This window comes from Bradyrhizobium sp. USDA 4501 (assembly GCF_054062115.1).
Genome location: NZ_JBSSEX010000001.1, coordinates 8,639,499 through 8,660,138, shown reverse-complemented (window position 1 = coordinate 8,660,138; position 20,640 = coordinate 8,639,499). Strand labels below are relative to the sequence as shown.

The window sequence follows — 20,640 nt, the reverse complement described above, 5'->3', positions numbered from 1 at the left end:
GCTGCGTGCTCGCTGTAAGATCGGACATTGCGAAGTCAGGATAACGGTCATGGCTGCGCCTTCGGCGCGCCGCCCGACTGTTCGCCCCCTGCCGCCGGCGCGGGCGCCGGTCCGGTCTGCCCCTTCTGATCGCCTTCGCTATGCTCGTGCCGGCCGCGATGCTCGCCGTCCTTGCCCTGCCAGTCTTTCTTACCGTCCTTGCCTTGACCTTCGCCTTGCGCCCCGCGCTTGCCGTCAGGGTTGCGGCTGCGCTTGCGCGGCGCGAGATCGGCGGCCGGCGGCCCGTCGTCCTTGCCGACCACGACCTTCGCGCCATCGGCGAGATTGGCAAAGCCGGTCGTCACGACGCGGTCCGACGTGGTCAGGCCGCTGGCGATCACGGCGTCATGCTCGTTCTGCTGCGTGACCGTGACCGGCTTGGCGGTGACGATATCGCCCTCACCGATCACGTAGCTGAACGTGCCGGCGGGACCGCGCTGCACCGCGGAGGTCGGCACCACGATCGCCTGCGGCAGGGTCTCGACCTTGAGGCGGACATTGACGAACTGGCCGGGCCAGAGCTGGTAGCTGGCATTGGGGAATTCCGCCTTCAGCTTCAGCGTGCCGGTGGTCGGATCGACCTGGTTGTCGATGCCGGTCAGCTTGCCGGTATCGATCACGGTGACGCCGTCATTGCCGAACACGTCGACCGCGAGTTGGCCCTTCGCGGCCGCGGCGTTGACCCGCATGATCTGCTGCTGCGGCAGGCTGAACCATACTGCGATCGGCTGCAGCTGGGTCAGGATGACGAGCCCCGTGGTATCGGCGGCGTGGATGATGTTGCCCTGGTCGACCTGGCGAAGGCCGGCGCGCCCCGCGATCGGCGCGACGATCTTGGTATAGCCGAGCGTGGCGCGCGCATTGTCGATCTGGGCCTGGTCGGCCTTGATGATGGCCTGCTGCTGCGCGACCAGCGCTCGCTGCGTATCGGCCTGCTGCTTCGAGCCCGCGTTGGTGGCAGCGAGCTGCTCATAGCGGGCAAGATCGATCTTCTGATTGGCGAGCAGCGCTTCGTCCTTGGCCTTCGTGGCCACCGCCTGGTCGTATTGCGCCTGATAGATCGCCGGATCGATCTCGCCCAGAACATCGTCCTTCTTGACGTCCTGGCCCTCGACGAAATTCACCTTGAGCAGCTTGCCGTCGACCTGCGAGCGCACGGTCACGGTATTCAGCGCCCTCACCGAACCGACGCCGTCGAGATAGACCGGCACGTCATGCACCTGCGGCGTGGCCGCCAGCACCGGCACCGGCGGGTCAGGCCGCCCGCCCGCGCCGCGCCCGCCGCCCCCATTTTGCTTGGGCTGGAAGGCGAGCCAGCCGAGATAGCCGAGCCCGCCGAGGATCACGAGCGTGATGAGCAAGGACACCATGCGCCCCAGCACGCGCGAGAGAAGGCTCCGCTTGCGCGGCGCCGTGCGTTTCTCGTCGTCCGTCGAGTCGGGCTTAAAGAGCATCGACCGGTCTTTCCATCTTCGGTTCCCAGCCGCCCCCTAATGCTTGATATAGGCTCACGATCGCCAATAGCCGGGCCAGTTGGGCCTGCGAATAGGCATCTTCCGCCTGGAACAGGGTCAGCTGCGTGTTTAGCACAGTTACGATATCGGCGGTGCCGGCCTTGAGCTGCTGCTCGGCGAGGTCGAAGGCGCGCCGCGACGACGACAGCACGTCGCGCTGCAGCTGCAGCCGGCGCGTGGTCTCGCGGATCGCGACCAGCGCATTGTCGACGTCGGTGAACGACTGCACCACCGTCTTGCGGTAGGTCTGCAGCAACTCGTCCTGCTTGGCCTTGGTGTACTCGAAATTGCCGAGGATCCGGCCGCCGTCGAAGATCGGCTGGGTCATGCTGCCGACCAGGTTGAAGAAGGCGGCATGCGGCTGGAATAGCGAGACCAGCGCCTGGCTCTGGTAGCCGCCCGTTCCGGTCAGCTGGATGCTCGGGAAGAACTGCGCCCGCGCGCTGCCGACATTGGCGGTGGCGGATGCAAGCTGCGCCTCCTGCCGGCGGATGTCGGGACGCTGGGTCAGCAATTCAGACGGCAGGCCCGGCGTAACGCGCGGGATCGCAACGGCGTTGAGCGAGCCGCCGGAGACGCGCACGCTTTCCGGCGGTCGCGACACCAGCACCGCGAGCGCATTGATGCTCTGGTCGAGCGTCTGCCGCAGCGGCGGCACCAGCGCGCGCTGGTTGGCGAGCACGGTCTCCTGCTGCGCGACGTCGAGATCGGAGCCGGTGCCGGCCTTGAAGCGCTCCTTGATCGCATTGAGGATGCGCTCGGCGCTGGCGATGTTGCGCTGCGCGGTGCGCAGCCGGTCCTGCGTCGCGAGCACGCTGAAATAAGCATTGGCGACGCTCGCCAGCGTGGTCAGCGCCACCACCTCGCGGTCGAACCGGTTGGCAACGGCGGTCTCCTCCGCCGCCTGCGCGGCGTCGCGGTTCTGGCCCCAGAAGTCGAGCTGATAGCTGGCGCTCAGCGAGGCGTTGTAGTTCACCACCTCGCGCCCGCCATTGGTGAGGCCGCTGGCGCTGGAGCCGGAGGTGCGCGAGTAGGTTTCCGATCCGTTGAGATTGAGGGTCGGCAGCAGCGCCGCGCCGGCCTGCCGCGCCAGCGCGTCGGCCTGGCGGAAGCGCGCAACCGCAGCGGCGATGTCGAGGTTGACGGTCTGCGCCTCCTCCATCAGCTGCGTCAGCTCCCTGGAGCGGAAGCCCCGCCACCAATCGAGCGTCGGAAGCGCGTCGCCCGGCCGGCCGAGACGCACGGCCTTGTAGCCCTGCGGCACGTCGAGCGCTGGGTCAGGGATGTCCTGGGTCAGAATGCAGCCGGCAGAACCAACGACCAGGCCGAGCGCAACGAGCGAACGTGCCGCGAGCCGGCGCGCGCGGGCGGCGAGGCCGAACCGGCCTCCAGGCACCATCACGGACACCGGCTGGGTCACACCCGTTCTCCGCCGAAGCCAGACTTCGCCCGTGGCGCACGAATGACGCGTTCAGCGATGGTCTGGGTGACGTTCACGGGGGTATGCTTCCAATGGAACCTGCCTGTCCCATCCTACCCTTGGGACAATGGGGCGGACAGCCCCGTCACGATTGCGTGGCGTCGCATCGCAAGCGATTCGTAGCTACCTTGAATGCCGACTTTTCCCTATTTTTTACGGCATTTCCGCGCATTTCGGACCGGTGCCGGAAGTCACGATTCTTACAAAGATTTCATGGGGATTTCTCGGCTGCTGTTGCATTGAATCCGCAAGATGTGCCGGCACGGCGCCAGACTCGCGCCACCGCGCACCGCGCCGTCAGGTCTTGATTGGCCGAGAGCGCGCAACTCACGCGAAACCGCGGACCACAGGATGATTCTGCTGGCCGACCCGACCGCCACAAAACGGAGTTCTCCCCAAGCCCGTGACCTCCGCGCTTGCGAGGTCAAGCGTGTTGAACCCGTGTTTTGCCGCAGTGCAAAAGCCCTTCCCTTTTTCGATCAGCACACTAGGTTCGCCAAGCAAGACCCAGACCGGCAAAGAAATTCCCCGACATGATATTCAACAAAGACGTCATCGAAGCGATCGGCAACACCCCCCTCATCAAGCTGAAACGCGCGTCCGAACTGACCGGCTGCACCATTCTCGGCAAGGCCGAATTCATGAACCCGGGCCAGTCGGTGAAGGATCGTGCCGGCAAATGGATGATCCTGGAGGCCGAGAGGCGCGGCACGCTGAAGCCCGGCGGCCTCGTGGTCGAGTCGACCGCGGGCAATACCGGGATCGGGCTTGCTGTCGTGGCGAGTGCGCGCGGCTACCGCACCCTGATCGTCATTCCGGAGACGCAGAGCCAGGAAAAGAAGGACATGCTGCGGCTGTGCGGTGCCGAACTGGTCGAGGCGCCGGCGCTGCCCTTCGCCAATCCGAACAACTATCAACATCTCGGCAGGCGTCTCGCGGAGCAGCTGCGCAAGACCGAACCGAACGGCGTGCTGTTTGCCGACCAGTGGAACAACCTCGACAATCCCAAGGCGCATTACGACTCGACCGGACCGGAAATCTGGCAGCAGACCGACGGCAAGGTCGACGGCTTCATCTGCTCGGTCGGCACCGGCGGCACGCTCGCCGGCATCAGCCGCTACCTGAAGGAAAAGAACCCGGCCATCGTCACCGCCTGCGCCGATCCGCACGGCTTCGGGATGTACGAACTGTTCAAGAATGGGCAGGTCAAATCGACGCCGGGCGATTCGATCACAGAAGGCATCGGGCTCGGACGCGTCACGCCTGTGGTCGAGACGGCGAAGGTCGACACTGCGTTCCTGATCTCCGACGAGGAAGCGGTGACCATCATCTATGAGCTTTTGGAGCACGAAGGCCTGTGCCTCGGCGGCTCGACCGGCGTCAACATCGCGGGCGCGATCCAGCTCGCCAAGCAGCTCGGCCCCGGCAAGACCATCGTCACCATCCTCTGCGACTCCGGCAACCGCTATCAGTCCAAGCTGTTCAACCCGGCCTTCATGCGCTCGAAGAACCTGCCGGTCCCGGAATGGCTGGAAAAGCGCAGCAAGATCGAGCTGCCGCTGGTCTAGGGAGCGAATGCGTCCCCGCAGACGTCATTGCGAGGAGCTATTGCGACGAAGCAATCCATGCTTCCGATGCGGAGGATTGGATTGCTTCGCGGAGCCTGTCATCCGGCGGCGCTTTGCGCCGACCGGGTGGCTCGCAATGACGGCAGAAATCACCGCAGAATCTGGCTCAGGAACAGCTTCGACCGCGCATGCTGCGGGTTGGCGAAGAATTCCTGCGGCGTGTTCGATTCGATGATCTGGCCCGCGTCCATGAAGACGACGCGGTTGGCGACCTCGCGGGCAAAGCCCATTTCGTGGGTCACGACCAGCATGGTCATGCCCTCCTTGGCAAGATCGACCATGGTGTCGAGCACTTCCTTGACCATCTCCGGGTCGAGCGCCGAGGTCGGCTCGTCGAACAGCATCACCTTCGGGTTCATGGTCAGCGCGCGGGCGATCGCAACGCGCTGCTGCTGACCGCCCGACATCTGGCCGGGAAACTTGTTGGCCTGATGCGGGATCTTGACCCGCTCGAGGAACTTCATCGCGGTGGCCTCGGCATCCTTCTTCGGGATGTTGCGCACCCAGATCGGCGCCAGCGTGCAATTGTCGAGCACGGTGAGATGCGGGAACAGGTTGAAGCTCTGGAAAACCATGCCGACCTCGCGGCGGACTTCGTCGACACGGCGAAGGTTCGGGCCGAGGTCGATGCCGTCGACCACGATCTCACCCTCCTGGAATTCCTCCAGCGCGTTGATGCAGCGGATCAGGGTCGACTTGCCCGAACCGGATGGGCCGCAGATCACGATGCGCTCGCCCTTGCCGACCTCCAGGTTGATGTCGCGCAGCACGTGGAAGTCGCCGTACCATTTGTTGAGAGCGGAAATGTTGACGATCGGGGTTGTGGACATGGTGACCTTGTTCAGTGGCGGCGGTGAGCGTTGAGCCGGTTTTCGACGAACAGCGAGTAGCGCGACATTCCAAAGCAGAACACGAAGTAGATCATTCCAGCGAAGGCGAAGCCGGTAAAGGCCGTGGTCGGCGTCGACCAGGTCGGATCGGAGAACGTCGCGTGCAACGATCCCAAGAGGTCGAACAGTGCGACGATCGAAACCAGCGAGGTGTCCTTGAACAGGGCGATGAAGCTGTTGACGAGACCCGGAATGACGTGGCGCAGCGCCTGCGGCATCACGATCAGCGACGTGGTCTTCCACCAGGACAGGCCGAGCGCGCTCGCCGCCTCGCCCTGCCCGCGCGGGATTGCGGCAAGGCCGCCGCGCACCACCTCGGCCTGATAGGCGCCGGCAAACAGCGCAATGCCGATCAGCGCGCGGACCAGCCCGTCGACGTTGAAGTTGCCCGGCAGGAACAGCGGCAGCATGTAGGTTGCGAAGAACAGCACGGTGATCAGCGGCACGCCGCGCCAGAACTCGATGAAGGCGATCGAGAATATCCGGATCAGCGGAATGGTCGAGCGGCGGCCCAGCGCCAGCGCGATCCCGATCGGCATCGAGGTGACGATGCCGGTGACCGACACCACCAGCGTCACCAGGAGGCCGCCCCACAGCCTGGTGTCGACGATAGGCAGTCCGCCGCGGTCGAGCCCCATCAGCTTGATCACGATCGCGATGCCGGCGAAGCTCGCCAGGCTCCCGAGCAGCGCCCGTTGTCCGGTTCGCATGCCGCCGCCGAGGAAAAACAGGATCAGCGAGACGATCGCCGTGGTCAGCAGGAAGTCGAACCACAGCGGCTGGATCGACATCTGGAGCTGCTCGCGCAGCCAGGTCAGCGGAAAGATCAGCCAGCCGATCAGGCTGCCGACGAGCACGATGATATTGCCGACGGCCCACAGCAGCGGCCCGATCGCCGAACTCCGGCTGAGATTGACCAGCGCCCGACCGGCATTGACGATGCTGTCGTCGAACAGCTGCAACAGGCTCGCGACCCAACTGACGCCGAAGCCGGCTAGTCCGCCGCCGCGCAGAAGGAAGAAGGCGACCGCCGGGAACGCGAAGAAGAACAGACTCGCATTTAGGCCCTTCGCCGGCAGGCGCGGAATAAGGAGTGGCAGCAACAGGACGGCCGCGAGGACGAAGGTCAGGTTGACGCGCCAGCGTTCGGCTTCCGGATAGAAGCCATAGATCAGCTGGGTGAGCTTGGCCTGGATGTAGGGCCAGCAGGCGCCGACCTGACGGCCGGCGGTTTCGGCGAGACACGCATTGCGGTCCTTGCCGCTCCAGACCGCATCGACCAGCAGGAATTTGAACGCGGGAACGATCGTGTACCAGAGCAGCCCCAGCGCCAGGATCGTCAGCAGGATGTTGGTCGGCGAATTCAAGAGCCGCGTGCGGATGAAACCGACGAGGCCGGTGGTCTTCACCGGCGCCCGGCGTTCAGGCACCAGATCCTGCCGGACGAAGGATGACGCGGTGGCGTCGGTCATGCCCCAAGGCTCCGGTTGATGCGCCAGCCATAGACGCTCATGATCGCGCTGGTGACCAGCGAGATCAGCAGGTACACGCCCATGGTGATGGCGATGATCTCGATCGCCTGGCCGGTCTGGCTCAGCGTCGTTCCGGCAAATACCGAGACCAGGTCGGGATAGCCGATCGCGACCGCCAGCGACGAATTCTTGGTCAGGTTGAGGTACTGGTTGGTCAGCGGCGGAACGATGACGCGCATCGCCTGCGGCACGACGATCAGCCGCAAGGTGGTGCCGCGCGACAGGCCGAGCGACGAGCCGGCTTCCATCTGTCCCTTATGGACCGACAGAATGCCGGCGCGGACGATCTCGGCGATGAAGGCCGCCGTATAGGTCGACAGCGCGACCACCAGCGCAACCAGCTCCGGAATCACCCGCGCGCCGCCGGCGAAGTTGAAGCCCTTGAGTTGCGGCAGCTCGAAGGTCACCGGCAGCCCGAACACCAGCATCGTCACCAGCGGCAATCCGGCCAACAGGCCGAGCACATAGGGCCAGATCCGGATCGCCTGCCCGCGTTGAAACAGCGCCCGCCTTGCGTAGCCGCGCAGCGCCAGCGCGCCTGCGACGCCAATCGCGAGCGCGATCAGAAACGGATCGAGCCCGGGCTCGCCGATCGGCCGCGGGATCACCAGCCCGCGATTGGAGAGGAAGAAGGCGTTGAACAGCGAGATGCTCTGGCGCGGCCCCGGCAGCGCCGCCAGCACCGCGAGGTACCAGAATAACAGCTGGAACAGCAGCGGCAGATTGCGGACGATCTCGACATAGATCTCGCCGAGCCGCGCCAACAGCCAGTTCGGCGACAGCCGGCACAGCGCAATGATGAAGCCGATGATGGTGGCGAAGACGATGCCAATGCCCGCAACCAGCAGCGTGTTGAGCAGGCCGACGAAGAACACCCGCGTATAGGTGTCCGACCCCGAATACGGGATCAGGTTCAGGCTGACATCAAAGCCCGCATTGTTTTTGAGAAACCCGAACCCGGAGGCAATGCGCTGCGTCTCCAGGTTGGCGCGGGCATTGGCCACGATCTCATAGGCGACCCAGGCCAACACCGCCGCGAACACGATCTGCACGGCAAGGCCAGTCCAGCCGGACTGGCCGCCGAGCACGCGCTTCAGGCGGAAGATGAACTGAGGCGGTGGTTTTCGGGGCTCGGTCGTCATCGCCGCAGCCGCCTCGTCGCCGATCAGCGGATCGGAGGCGCGTACTGGATGCCGCCCTTGTTCCAGAGATTGTTGAGCCCGCGTGCGATCTGCAGCTTCGATCCGACGCCGACGTTGCGATCGTACATCTCGCCGTAATTGCCGACGGCCTTGATGATGCGGGAGAACCAGTCCTTGGTCAGGCCGAGCTGCTCACCGAGATTGCCGTCGGTGCCGAAGGCGCGCTTGAGGTCGGGCTTGTCCGACTTGGCCATCTCGTCGACGTTCTTCTGGGTGACACCGAGTTCCTCGGCATTGATCTGGGCGAACAGCGCCCACTTCACGATGTCGAACCACTGGTCGTCGCCATGGCGAACCATCGGGCCGAGCGGCTCCTTGGAGATGATCTCGGGAAGCACGACGTGGTCGGACGGGTTGGCGAGCTTCAGTCGCTGCGCATAGAGCTGGGACACGTCGGAGGTGAACACGTCGCAGCGGCCGGTCTCGTAGGCCTTCACGGTCTCGTCGGCACCGGCGAACGCGATCACCTCATACTTCATGTTGTTACCCTTGAAGTAGTCGGCGAGGTTCTGCTCGGTCGTGGTGCCGGTCTGCACGCAGACCGACGCGCTGTTCAGCTCCAGCGCCGAGTTTACCTTCAGCGACTTCTTCACCAGAAAGCCCTGCCCGTCATAATAGGTCACGCCGGTGAAGTTGGCGCCGAGCGAAGTATCGCGCGACAGCGTCCAGGTGGTGTTGCGCGACAGCACATCGATCTCGCCCGACTGCAGCGCGGTGAAGCGGTCCTTGGCCGACAGCGGCACGAACTTGACCTTGGACGGATCGTCGAAGATCGCCGCCGCGATGCCACGGCAGATGTCGACGTCGATGCCGGTCCAGTTCCCCTTGTCGTCCGGCGACGAGAAGCCCGGCAGGCCGCCGCTGACGCCGCAGGACAGCTGGCCTCGGTCCTTGACCGTCTTGAGGGTTTGCGCCGAGGCGGCCTGGACCGACAGGGCGGCGGCAGCGGCGAGGGTGACAGCCAGGGATACGCGTTTCATGGGCGGGGCCTTTCAGGGTCGTCCGGTGGACGTTTGCATTGTGATCGCCTCGCGTTCACGGGCCATCCCAATGATCCCTTGCAGCAAAAATGCCGATTTGACCGGCAGTTTGACCTGCAAACCGGTCAGGCAACGGATCGTAGGTCGCGGCAGGCCCCTCAACGTGCGGCGACTGGTAGTTGCGCCGCATCACATAGCGACTGACGAGCCGGGTCAAGGGGTTGACGCATGTCTTCTACCTCTTGTTAGTAACACCTCCCGGCCCGGCCCCGTCTTCCCGACGCGGTACGGCTGCGGCAAAAAGTCTAAAGTCTAACGGCAGCGCTCCATGACCTCCTCCGACGGCTCCAAGCCCTCCCACCCGCAACAGGCCGCCACCCGCCTGGTCACGGCCGGCCGCGACACCAAGGCCCAGAAGGGCTTTGTCAATCCGCCGGTGTTTCACGGCTCGACCGTGCTCTATCCGACCGCGGAGGACCTGCACGCCCATCGCGCCGAATTTACCTATGGCCGCCACGGCAGCCCGACCACGCGGGCGCTGCAGGACGTGCTGATGGCGCTGGAAGGCCCGCAATGCGCTGGCGTCGGCCTTGCCCCGTCGGGACTGGCGGCGATCAGCACCACGCTGCTCGCCGTACTCAAGACCGGCGATCACCTCCTGGTGTGCGACAATGCCTATCGGCCGACCCGCAATTTCTGCGACAACATGCTCAAGCGCTACGGCATCGAGACCAGCTATTTCGATCCGCTGATCGGCGCCGGCATCGAGACGCTGTTCAAGCCGAACACCCGCGCGGTGCTGATCGAAGCGCCCGGCTCGCAGACGTTCGAGATGCCGGACGTGCGGGCGATATCGGCCGTGGCGCACGCCCGCGGCGCGCTCATGATCGACGACAACACCTGGGCGACGCCGCTCTATCACCGCTCGCTCGAACAGGGCGTCGACATCAGCATGCAGGCCGGCACCAAATATATCGGCGGCCACTCCGACATCATGTTCGGCACCATCGCAGCCAATGCGAAAGCCTGGCCGCTGATCCAGGAGGCGATCCGCCTGCTCGGCGTCTGCGCCGGCCCCGACGACGTCTATCTCGCGCTGCGCGGGGTTCGCACGCTATCGGTGCGGCTTGCGCAGCACCACCGATCCGGACTCGAGATCGCGCGCTGGCTCGGCGCGCGGCCCGAGGTCGATCGCGTGCTGCACCCTGCCCTCGACACCGATCCCGGGCACGCGATCTGGAAACGCGACTTCACCGGCGCCTCCGGGCTGTTCAGCATCGTGTTGAAGCCGGTGCCACAGACCGCGGTCGATGCAATGCTGAACGCGCTCACTTTGTTCGGCATGGGCTTTTCCTGGGGCGGCTTCGAAAGCCTCGCCATCCCGTTCGACTGCAGCGACTATCGCACCGCGACCAAATGGTCGCCGGGCGGGCCGACGCTGCGGCTGCATATCGGGCTCGAGAATCTCGACGACCTCAAGGCCGATCTCGACCGTGGATTTGCGGCGTTGAAGGCCGCGCTCTGATCCTCGCGCCCTGCCACGTTAGACGACATTAACCACGCTCCACCGGCGCTGACGCCGCGTTGCGACCAACGTCGTACGCCTTAAGCACGCGCGATCTCCGGGATTCTGCGGAGATGCAACGGCGCCGATAACTCGCCGTTCACCATCCCCACCAATCCCTTAATTGTCCGGACCTTCCATCAAGTTCCCTTATACTTTTGCGGCCGTAGTGATGCCTCGGGAAGGGCTGTCAGTGCCGCAAGGACGCGATTGCCCTGTGTGAAGGGCATTCAGACAATCGCATGAAAACGGCACGCATCGTGGTCCTCGGCATCGCCGGCGTCGCAGGCCTCGCGGCCATGTATCTCGCGAGCGTTGGCGATCGCAAACCGGCGCCGGTCGCGCCGCCCGTCGCGCAACTGCCGACCGTCGAAGTGCTGGTCGCAAAGTCCGACATCGGGCTCGGTCAATCGGTCAAGGCCGAAGACATCCAGTGGCAGCGCTGGCCGGCTGAAACTGCAAGCAGCGCGTTCATCCGTCACGACGCCAACGCCAATGCCATGAACGACATCATCGGTTCGATCGCACGCGCGCCCTTCATCGTCGGCGAACCGATCCGCGAGCAAAAGCTGGTCAAGGCCAACGGAAGCGGCTTCATGGCCGCGATCCTGCCCTCCGGCATGCGCGCGATCTCCACCGAAATCTCGCCGGAGACGGGCGCCGGCGGCTTCATTCTGCCGAACGACCGCGTCGATGTGATCCTGTCGCGTCGCGACAAGAATCCCGATCAGCAAGGCGGCCGCGATATCGTCACCACTGAAATCCTGCTGTCCAACGTCCGCGTGCTGGCGATCGACCAGGCGCCGAAGGAGAAGGACGGCAACAACTCCCTCGTCGGCAAGACCGTGACCCTCGAGCTCAAGCCCGAACAGGCCGAGACGCTGGCGCGCGCCCGGCAGAGCGGAACGCTGGCGCTGGCGCTGCGCAGCATCGCCGACGTCAACGAGCAGACCGACGAGACCAGAGACCATGCCCCGAAGCGGGGCGAGAGCATCAAGGTGGTGCGCTTCGGCATCCCGAGCTCTCTGACGACACAGAAGTGATGGGGGCTTCGATATGACGACGGGTGCGAAACAAATGGCGACGTCGACCACGCTGGTCCGCGCGCTGTCATTGTCGGCGATCACCGCGCTGATGCTGATCCCTGCCCTTGCCAGCGCGACCGATCCCGACAAGAACGCGGATGTCGCGGTGACGAGCAGCATCGCCGCCAAGACGCGCTCCGTCTCGCTCGGCGTCGGCAAGTCGGTCGTGGTCGACCTGCCGCGCGAGGCCAAGGACGTTCTGGTCGCCGATCCCAAGATCGCCAACGCCGTGATCCGCTCGGCGCAGCGCGCCTATATCATCGGCGCGGCAGTCGGCCAGACCAACGTGGTGTTCTTCGACGCCGACGGCAACCAGGTCGCCTCCTACGACATCGCGATCAAGCGCGACCTTAACGGAATGCGCGCCGCGCTGAAGCAGATGCTGCCCGGCGTCCAGATCGAGGGCGTCGGCGACAGCGTCGTCCTGACCGGCACGGTGGCAAGCCCGGTCGAGGCCCAGCAGGCCGGCGACATCGCCGCCAAACTGGTCGGCAGCGCCGACAAGGTCGTCAATTCCATCGTGGTCCGCGGCCGCGACCAGGTGATGCTGAAAGTCACCGTCGCCGAAGTCCGCCGGGACGTCGTCAAGCAGCTCGGCGTCGACCTCAGCGCCAACATGAACTACGGCACCGCCGCGGTGGTCTTCAACAACGCCAACGCCTTCACCGCCAATAACGGTGCGCTCGCCCCCAACAACGGGCTGACGGGCGCAGCCCTGAACAAGCTCGGCGTGCCGACCGTCACCGCGACGCTGCGCGCGATGGAGAGCGCGGGCGTGGTCAAGACGCTGGCCGAGCCCAACCTCACCGCGATCTCCGGCGAGTCGGCGACCTTCATTTCGGGCGGCGAGTTTCCGATTCCGACCGGCGTCACCTGCCAGACGACGACGTCGGGCACGATCGGCAATTGCGTGCAGACCGTCAGCTTCAAGAAGTTCGGCATCTCGCTCAACTTCACGCCGGTGGTGCTGACCGAGGGACGGATCAGCCTGAAGGTGATGACCGAGGTCTCCGAAGTCTCGATGGAGAACGCCCTGACCGGCGGCCAGAACGGCACGACCATTCCCTCGATCAAGACCCGCCGCGCCGACACCACGCTGGAGGTGCCCTCCGGCGGCTCGATCGCGATGGCCGGTTTGATCCAGGAGCAGACCAAGCAGGCCATCAACGGCATGCCCGGCGTCGACCAGATCCCGATCCTCGGCCAGCTCTTCCGGAGCCAGGACTTCGTCAACAACGAGACCGAGCTCATGGTCATCGTGACGCCCTACGTGGTGCGCGCCGTTGCGCAGAAGGAGCTGTCCCGTCCCGACGACGGATTTGCCCCGGCTTCCGACGCGCAGTCGGCACTGCTGGCGCGCGTCAATCGCATCTACGGCGTCGCCGCCCGCAGCGAGCCGATCGGCGCCACGCCGGTCAATTTCGGCTTCATCATCGACTGAGGCGCGGACCTGAAGGGGTTGGGGGATCCTATGATGACACGCAACACACAAGCCGGTCGTGCCAGGACGCTGTCGCTGTTGGGCGCCCTCGTCGTCAGCGCGATCGCGCTCGGCGGCTGCAATCTGACGGGCGACAATCTTGCCACCGGCACCGTGGGCGACGACTACCGGCAGCGGCATCCGATCGCGGTGACCGAGGGCGAGCAATCAATCGTCGTCTTCGTCGGCCGCGCCCGCGGCAACCTCACCGAAGCGCAGCGCGACGACGTCATGGGGCTGGCGCGCACCTGGCGGCGCGAAGGCACCGGCGCGATTGCGATCGACGTGCCGGCCGACAGCTCGAACTCGCGCTCGGCACAGGCGGTGTATCAGGAGATCCGCGGCCTGCTGGCGTCGATGGGCGTACCCGCCCATGCCATCACCAAGCGCTCCTACCATCTCGATGATCCGCGCGCGCTTCCGACCATTCGGCTGAGCTATCCGAAGATGGCCGCCGTCGCCGGTCCCTGCGGAGTGTGGCCGAACGACCTCGGTCCCTCGATCTACAATCCGAACTACAACCAGAACAAGCAGTACGACAATTTCGGCTGCGCCACGCAGCGTAACCTTGCCGCGATGGTCGCCAATCCGTCCGACCTCGAACAGCCGCGAACCGAGACCGCAGCCTATACGCCGCGCCGTACGATCGCGTTCGATAAATACCGCAAGGGTGAGTCGACCGCGACCGCCTACCCCGAAGCCGAGAAAGCCAAGCTGAGCGACGCCGCGAAATGACCGAACAACAAGACGAGCCGCAGCACGCCAACGATTACATCGCGCCGGCGCCGCGGATTTCCGTGCAGGCGTTCTGCGCAAGCGTCGCGACCGCCGCGAACGCACGCGCGGCTGCCGACGACCGCCGGCTCGCCAAGGCTCATCTCTCGGTCCATATGGGCGGCATCGCCGCGGCGATCGACGCCTACCACAAGGCGCCGACGCCCAACGTCATCATGCTCGAGACCGAGCCGGATCATGATTTCCTCGCCGGTCTCGACGAGCTCGCCACGGTCTGCGATCCCGGCACCCGCGTCGTGGTGCTCGGCACGGCCGGCGAGACTGCGCCGTATCGCGAATTGGTCCGGCGCGGCGTCAACGACTACGTCATCGGGCCGGTCAAGGTGCTCGACATCGTGCGCTCGATCTGCAGCCTGTTCTCGGCCTCCGAAGCGGTCTCGGTCGGCCGCCTGATCGCGGTCGCGGGCGCCAAGGGCGGCGTCGGCGCCTCGACCATTGCCCACAATGTCGCCTGGACCATCGCACGCGACCTCGGGCTGGATTCGGTCGTCGTCGATCTCGACCTCGCCTTCGGTACGGCCGGCCTGGACTACAATCAGGACCCGGTGCAGGGCATCGCCAACGCCGTGTTCTCGCCCGAGCGTCCGGACTCTGCCTTCATGGAACGCCTGCTCGCAAAGTGCGGCGATCATCTCAGCCTGCTGGCGGCGCCGGCCACCCTCGACCAGGTCTACGATTTCGGCGCCGAGGCGTTCGATGCCATCTTCGATACGATGCGCATGACGACGTCCTGCATCGTGCTCGACGTGCCGCATCAATGGACCGCCTGGACCAAACGCGTGCTGGTCGGTGCCGACGATATCCTGATCGTGGCCGAGCCCGACCTCGCCAACATGCGCAACACCAAGAACATGATGAACCTGTTGAGGACCGCGCGTCCGAACGACCGTCCGCCGCTCTACTGCCTGAACCAGGTCGGCATGTCGAAGCGCCCCGAGATCGAGGTCAAGGATTTCGCCAAGACCATCGAGAGCCAGCCGATCGCGGCGATCCCGTTCGACTGCAGGCTGTTCGGTGAAGCCGCCAACAACGGCCAGATGATCGCGGAAGTCTCCGCGCGTCACCGCACCACAAGGACTTTCCTGCAGATCGCGCAGCGCCTCACCGGCCGTCCCGATCTCGCCGAAGCCCGCGAGTCGTTCCTGTCGCCCATCCTCAGGAAGCTGCAGTCGCGCCGAAATGACGGGCGCCGGGCCGCCGGCTAGCGTCCCGCTAGCGCTCTAGTCGCGGCGACTGGCTGCGACCGGGATCTTCTCGGCGTCGGTGCGGCTCGCATCCCTGCGCGCCAACAGTCGCTTCAGCGCGGCGACGTTGGCTGAGCCCTGCTCCGCCGGCAAATCGGCCTTCATGATGGTTTCCGCCTCGGACTGGCGGCCCTGCAAGCCAACCACGACGGCGAGATTGGTTCGCACCCGCATGTCGCCGGGGGCGCGCTCCCGCGCGCGGCGCAGCGTCTCCTCGGCCTTCGGCAGGTCCTTTGACAGCAGATAGGACAGCCCGATATTGGAGAGCACTGACGGATCGTCAGGCACGATCTTCAGCGCACTCGCATAATACTGCCGCGCCTCGTCGTGGCGATCGAGTTGGTCGAGCACGGCGCCCTGCGCCGACAGGATGCGCCAGTCCGGATCTTCCGGGGTATGCGCGCGCCCGAGCACGTCGAATGCCTGCTGGAAATTGCCGTTGTCGGCGAGCGCCCGTCCGTAACCCGCGAGCAGCGCCTTGTTGCTGGGCTGCACCAGCACCGCCTGCTCCATGACGGCGACCGCCTGGGCCCGCTGGCCGGTGGCGCGCAGCGCCCGGGCGTATTTCAGCGCGGCGTCGGTGTCTTTCGGGTTGGCGCGGACGCGCTCGTGGTAGGTCGCGATGTCGCGCCGCGGATCGGCCGGGGCCGGCGTGGCCTCCGCCGTGTCGCCCAATGAGCCGGTGATGTCAGACGGGCCGGAGGTTTGACAGGCAGACAACCCGATCAGCAGGATCGCAGCAGATACCGTGCCCGCGAGACGGCGCACGCGGCCTGAGGGTCGGGGGAATTTCTCAAACATAAAGCGAGACTCGGAACGGCGAAGGTTCCGGGATGCTCACAGCTTAACCCTAAGGTCCGGTTAAGGATGCCATCATGTCGCCGTCATCCGGCCCAGATGCGGTGCCGGACGCCTGGCGAGACAGCAGCCAAATGGCAGATTCAATCGACGAACTGAGCGCCGAACTCGTGCCCGATTTGCCAGGCCAGCCGGCACTGACGCGGACTGCCGCTCGACAGGATGATGGTGAATTCCGGCGGGATCTCCAGATATTCGGCGATCACCTTGACGCCGCCGGCCGAAATATCCGTGATCATGCAGTCGCGTGGCAGCGACCCTGTGCCCAGCTGAATTTTGGCGACGCTCCGGCACGGGCGGCGTTCGCTCTTGCGGCGATTCATAAACATTCTGATCCCCAAGCCTTTCTGGGCAACTTCCTGGCCTATCGTCATAGCGGGGAAAGATTGGAAACTGCCTAGCGGAACCCATCGCAATTGAGCGGTCGCGTTCGAGATTCGTTTACCGGGGGGCGCCCTCGCCGGGAGACACGAGCTTTGATCAATCAAAGATTGAATAGTTGAATGATATGTGCTGCAGGTCGAATGACGTCTCCCCGATAGGCCGCCTCACTCGATAGCCTGCGTCGCTCCCGCCGTGGTCGCATGAGAACAAAAAGGGGTTGATCGCCAGTCGATAGACGATACCTATGTTCATTCGACTCGAATTCGCCGGGATGCCAGGAAGCATGGGAAGCATTGTTCTGCTCGATCTGATGGGGGGCGTGGCGCTCCTGCTGTGGGGCCTGCACATGGTCCATAGCGGGATTCTGCGCGCCTTCGGACCGGATTTGCGGCTGCTGCTCGCCCGGGCGCTGCGCAATCGCTTTACCGCCCTTGGCGCCGGCCTCGGCCTGACCGCCCTGCTCCAGAGTTCGACCGCGACTGCCCTGATCACCAGTTCCTTCGCCGCCGAAGAGATCGTCAGCCTGGTGCCGGCGCTCGCGATCATGCTCGGCGCCAATATCGGCACCACGCTGATCGTGCAGGTGCTGTCGTTCAACGTCGCCGCCATCGCGCCGGTCCTGTTCATTGTCGGCCTCGTCGCGTTCCGCAGCGGGCCGCGCTCCCGGATCAAGGATCTCGGCCGCGTCTCGATCGGCCTCGGCCTGATGCTTCTGGCGCTGCACATCCTGCTCGATACGATGGCGCCCGCCGAGAATGCTCCGGGCGTGCGCGTGTTCCTGGGCGCGATCACCGGCGATCCCGTGCTCTGCATTCTGATCGGCGCCGTCGTCACCTGGCTGGTCCATTCCAGTGTCGCCAGCGTGCTGCTGGTGATGTCGCTGGCCTTTTCCCAGTTCATCTCGCCCTATGCCGCATTTGCGCTGGTGCTCGGCGCCAACCTCGGCAGTGCCATCAATCCGCTGCTGGAGGGCGCGCGGCGCGACAATCCGGCGAGCTACCGGCTGCCGGTCGGCAATCTCGTCAACCGCGTCGTCGGCATCCTGCTGGTGGCGCCGTTCCTGCGCCCGATCACCGAGATCATCTACGCCTGGCAGCCCGATCTCGCCAAGGCGACTGCGCTGTTCCACATCGCCTTCAACGTTGCGACCGCGCTGCTGTTCATCGGCGTGCTCGACCACATGGCGCGGCTGCTTGAGCGTTTGCTGCCGAAGCGAGCGCAGGAGACCGATCCATCACGGCCGCGCTATCTCGACGAGAGCGCGCTGGAGACGCCTTCACTGGCGCTGGCCGATGCGGCGCGCGAGGTGCTACATATGGGCGATCACACCGAGGCCATGCTGCGCAAGGTGATGGCGGCGATGCTGACCAACGATCGCGCCCTGGTCGACCAGGTGTCGAAGATGGACAACACCGTCGACCGGCTGAACGAGGCAATCAAGCTTTACGTCACGAAACTCACCCGCGGCAGCCTGGACGAGCGCGAGGGCCAGCGCGCGATGGAGATCGTCGCGTTCGCGATCAATCTCGAACATATCGGCGACATCGTCGACAAGAACCTGAGCGAGCTCGCGACCAAGAAGATCAAGCATCGCCTGCAATTCTCCACCGAAGGCGCCGAGGAATTGTCGGCGTTCCACAAGCGCACGATCGACTCGCTGCGAATCGCGTTCGGCGTGTTCATGTCGGGCGACGCCAACGAGGCGCGCAAGCTGCTCACCGAGAAGGCGGCGCTGCGCGCGGCCGAATTGGCCGCCGTCGAGCGTCATCTGGAGCGCCTGCGCGAAGGCCGGCCCGAAACCATCGAGACCACTTCGCTGCATCTCGACGTGCTGCGCGACCTTCGCCGCATCCATTCGCACATCTGCTCGGTCGCCTATCCCGTGCTCGATGCCGCCGGCGAGACCGCCGCCGATCGCGAGAGCATCACCATGGAAGCGACCGAGGTTGCGGCGCCCGCAGCTTCGAGCTCTCCGGGCTCCTGACCCAGCAAGGCCCGCCGCGGCGGCATGGCGTGGTGCGATCTGCGCTCGCTATGTCGGCGGCCGATGTTCGGAGCCGGAACGCCGCTGCGGTAGCGCGGAGACCGCAGCGAGTTGGTCGATGCTGTCACGCTGGCGATCGAAGGCCCCGAGCAGGTCGCCTTGCAGCAGCCGGCCGCCCGACAGCTTCATCCGAAGCGGATCGACGTTGCGGCCGTTGATCCGCACCTCGTAATAGAGGTGCGGTCCGGTCGAGAGCCCGGTCGATCCGACAAAGGCGATCGTCTCGCCCTGACGAACGCGGTCTCCAATCTTCAGCCCGGGCGGGAAGCTCGCGACGTGGGCATAGGTCGTCTCATAACCGCGGTCGTGCCGCACGCGGATATATTTCCCGTACCCGCGTTCGTACCCTTCGGTCTCGACGACGCCGGCGCCCGCGGCCGCGATGGGCGAACCATAGGGCGCCGCATAATCGACGCCCTCATGGAAACGGCGGTCGCCAAGGATCGGATGAATCCGCCAACCAAAGCCGTCGCCGAGCCGCCCGCTCACGACCGGCTTGCGCAACAGGAATCTGGTGATGGACTGGCCGGTCTCATCATAGAAATCGGAGCTGCCATCGTCCGGCGCCGTGAAGCGATAGTACCGGCGGGTCTGCCCGCCCGCGGTCAAATCGATGAAGACCAACTCCGGCTGACCGATGTCGTTCGGCGCGTAGATGATCTCGGCCACATCGGCGTCGCCGAGCGGCTCGCCGAGGTCGAAATCGCGGCCACAGAGCCGCATCAGTTCAGCAACGATCCCCTGGTCGACGTGGTTGGAGCGCGCAAGCGCGTCAAGGCCGTCGCGCAGCGTTTCGCCCGGAACGGAATGCGTATCGATCGACTCACGCAGCGGGCTCTCGCTCCGCGCGGCGATGTCGGGCTGTTCGGGCACGATCGGCTGGTATTGGCCGCCATCGGTGCGACCGACGGCGGACACATCGGAGCCGGCGCGTTCGATCGACACCTTCGCGACATGGCCGCGCGGCGAACCGGCGTCTTCGCCCTGTTCGACGACCGTGATTTTCTCGCCACCGGACAGCGTCTCCAGAGCGCCAGGCGACGGGAAAGCCGCCAGGATCGCCGGCGCGTCCTCCGCGGCCGCCGCCAGCGCCCGCAGAATGGCGGACAGCGTGTCGCCGCTCCTCGCGATAATGACATGTCGACGGTGACGCGACGACGTAGGCGACTTCGGAAGGTTGGTGACGTTGACAGCCTCGCCGATCGGAGCCGGCGGATGCGGCACGTCTTCACCGTCAGCATAGGCGCTGGTGCCGCCCGGCAGCGGGCGCCGCGCTGGACCTGTCCGTATGATGGCCGGCAGCTCCGACAGCAGGTCGCGTTGCGAGCCCGCTCGCGCGTCGTCCTTTTCGTCTCCCCGCGCTTCCTGGTGTGGCGCGAGATCGATCTCCGCGAGCCGCGCCGACACGCGGGTAAATCGACGGACCGCGCCGGCATCGCTCAGCTGCTCAATCTTGAGCGCAGCGGAATTGCCCTGCGGGCCGAGCCTCCGGTCGAGACGATCGCCGCGTCGCGCCTCGTCAACCACCTGTCCTGCGAAGCGCGGAAGTGACGCGACCGGCGCGGCTGCGAATCGCGCGTGATCGCCAAATGCCCCGCGAAGCGCGCCAGCCAGAAGAGCGACGGCGGCGGATCCGATCAGAATCGTCCCCGCCATCCAGCGGAGGCTGACGGCGCGCCGGTCAGGCAATTTGCGCTCGCCGGTCAGCGGTGGCTCGTCAAGCGACGGAATATCGCGGACGCTCGATCGATAACCGCCCGCTTTCGTCGCTTCGTCACGGCTGGTCATCAACGCCCCTCATCCCCTGGGGCACGGTCTCGAGATGCCGCCACGCCCACGGCAAGCCGTAGATGCCATGCCGCTTGGGGCGAATGTTTGACCTTGGTTCAGATTCGGTCGCAATTGATCCCGGGCTGAGCCC

General features: G+C 65.4%; 16 protein-coding genes. 7 read left to right on the top strand and 9 right to left on the bottom strand.

What is annotated here, in order from left to right; all coding sequences use genetic code 11:
* Positions 1-47 precede the first annotated feature (47 nt).
* Positions 48-1,493, bottom strand: coding sequence for an efflux RND transporter periplasmic adaptor subunit (locus ACVWZM_RS40385; protein WP_456856020.1), 1,446 nt, complete (start codon positions 1,491-1,493; stop codon positions 48-50).
* Complete coding sequence (locus ACVWZM_RS40380; protein WP_316394383.1) at positions 1,483-2,952, bottom strand: efflux transporter outer membrane subunit; 1,470 nt, start codon at positions 2,950-2,952, stop codon at positions 1,483-1,485. The genes ACVWZM_RS40385 and ACVWZM_RS40380 overlap by 11 nt, the downstream gene beginning before the upstream one ends.
* A gap of 614 nt (positions 2,953-3,566) precedes the next feature.
* On the opposite strand from ACVWZM_RS40380, the gene ACVWZM_RS40375 reads away from it, so the two are divergent.
* Positions 3,567-4,601, top strand: coding sequence for a cysteine synthase A (locus ACVWZM_RS40375; RefSeq protein ID WP_076828754.1), 1,035 nt, complete (start codon positions 3,567-3,569; stop codon positions 4,599-4,601).
* A 149-nt stretch (positions 4,602-4,750) separates the two neighbouring features.
* Here the strand turns inward: ACVWZM_RS40375 and ACVWZM_RS40370 are convergent, their stop codons facing one another.
* From ACVWZM_RS40370 to ACVWZM_RS40355, 4 genes are read right to left on the bottom strand one after another with little or no spacing between them, the layout of a single operon-like run.
* Positions 4,751-5,491: an amino acid ABC transporter ATP-binding protein gene (locus tag ACVWZM_RS40370; protein ID WP_028331915.1), complete on the bottom strand. Its 741-nt coding sequence runs from the start codon at positions 5,489-5,491 to the stop codon at positions 4,751-4,753.
* An 11-nt stretch (positions 5,492-5,502) separates the two neighbouring features.
* Positions 5,503-7,023 (bottom strand): amino acid ABC transporter permease, encoded by a 1,521-nt coding sequence (locus ACVWZM_RS40365; RefSeq protein WP_456835094.1) that lies wholly within the window; start codon positions 7,021-7,023, stop codon positions 5,503-5,505.
* Positions 7,020-8,225, bottom strand: a complete 1,206-nt coding sequence (locus ACVWZM_RS40360) for an amino acid ABC transporter permease (RefSeq protein WP_456835093.1) — start codon at positions 8,223-8,225, stop codon at positions 7,020-7,022. The genes ACVWZM_RS40365 and ACVWZM_RS40360 overlap by 4 nt, the downstream gene beginning before the upstream one ends.
* 23 nt (positions 8,226-8,248) lie before the next feature.
* Positions 8,249-9,265, bottom strand: coding sequence for an amino acid ABC transporter substrate-binding protein (locus ACVWZM_RS40355; RefSeq protein WP_310884671.1), 1,017 nt, complete (start codon positions 9,263-9,265; stop codon positions 8,249-8,251).
* A gap of 328 nt (positions 9,266-9,593) precedes the next feature.
* On the opposite strand from ACVWZM_RS40355, the gene metC reads away from it, so the two are divergent.
* From metC to ACVWZM_RS40330, 5 genes are all read left to right on the top strand, one after another.
* Positions 9,594-10,790 carry a cystathionine beta-lyase gene (gene metC, locus ACVWZM_RS40350; protein ID WP_456856018.1) on the top strand — a complete coding sequence of 399 codons (1,197 nt, stop codon included), beginning with the start codon at positions 9,594-9,596 and terminating at the stop codon, positions 10,788-10,790.
* Positions 10,791-11,071: 281 nt separating this feature from the next.
* Positions 11,072-11,872 carry a Flp pilus assembly protein CpaB gene (gene cpaB, locus ACVWZM_RS40345; protein ID WP_057016555.1) on the top strand — a complete coding sequence of 267 codons (801 nt, stop codon included), beginning with the start codon at positions 11,072-11,074 and terminating at the stop codon, positions 11,870-11,872.
* A gap of 34 nt (positions 11,873-11,906) precedes the next feature.
* Entirely contained in the window at positions 11,907-13,355 is a 1,449-nt protein-coding gene (locus ACVWZM_RS40340) for a type II and III secretion system protein family protein (protein ID WP_038377148.1), read from the top strand.
* Between the two features lie 33 nt (positions 13,356-13,388).
* On the top strand, positions 13,389-14,129 hold the full coding sequence (locus tag ACVWZM_RS40335) for a CpaD family pilus assembly protein (RefSeq protein WP_456856848.1): 741 nt from the start codon (positions 13,389-13,391) through the stop codon (positions 14,127-14,129).
* Complete coding sequence (locus tag ACVWZM_RS40330; RefSeq protein WP_057016553.1) at positions 14,126-15,394, top strand: AAA family ATPase; 1,269 nt, start codon at positions 14,126-14,128, stop codon at positions 15,392-15,394. The genes ACVWZM_RS40335 and ACVWZM_RS40330 overlap by 4 nt, the downstream gene beginning before the upstream one ends.
* Before the next feature lie 15 nt (positions 15,395-15,409).
* Here the strand turns inward: ACVWZM_RS40330 and ACVWZM_RS40325 are convergent, their stop codons facing one another.
* Both ACVWZM_RS40325 and ACVWZM_RS40320 read right to left on the bottom strand, forming a co-directional pair.
* Positions 15,410-16,234, bottom strand: a complete 825-nt coding sequence (locus ACVWZM_RS40325) for a tetratricopeptide repeat protein (RefSeq protein WP_310884668.1) — start codon at positions 16,232-16,234, stop codon at positions 15,410-15,412.
* Between the two features lie 140 nt (positions 16,235-16,374).
* Entirely contained in the window at positions 16,375-16,620 is a 246-nt protein-coding gene (locus tag ACVWZM_RS40320; protein WP_076828746.1) for a PilZ domain-containing protein, read from the bottom strand.
* Positions 16,621-16,958: 338 nt separating this feature from the next.
* Between ACVWZM_RS40320 and ACVWZM_RS40315 the strand changes: the two genes are divergently transcribed.
* A complete protein-coding gene (locus ACVWZM_RS40315; protein WP_456835090.1) occupies positions 16,959-18,659 on the top strand; it encodes a Na/Pi cotransporter family protein in 1,701 nt (566 codons plus the stop codon).
* A 48-nt stretch (positions 18,660-18,707) separates the two neighbouring features.
* On the opposite strand, the gene ACVWZM_RS40310 is transcribed toward ACVWZM_RS40315, so the two are convergent.
* The gene (locus ACVWZM_RS40310; protein ID WP_456843648.1) at positions 18,708-20,507 is read right to left on the bottom strand and encodes a M23 family metallopeptidase; all 1,800 of its coding nucleotides are present in this window, start codon (positions 20,505-20,507) and stop codon (positions 18,708-18,710) included.
* Between the last annotated feature and the right edge of the window lie 133 nt (positions 20,508-20,640).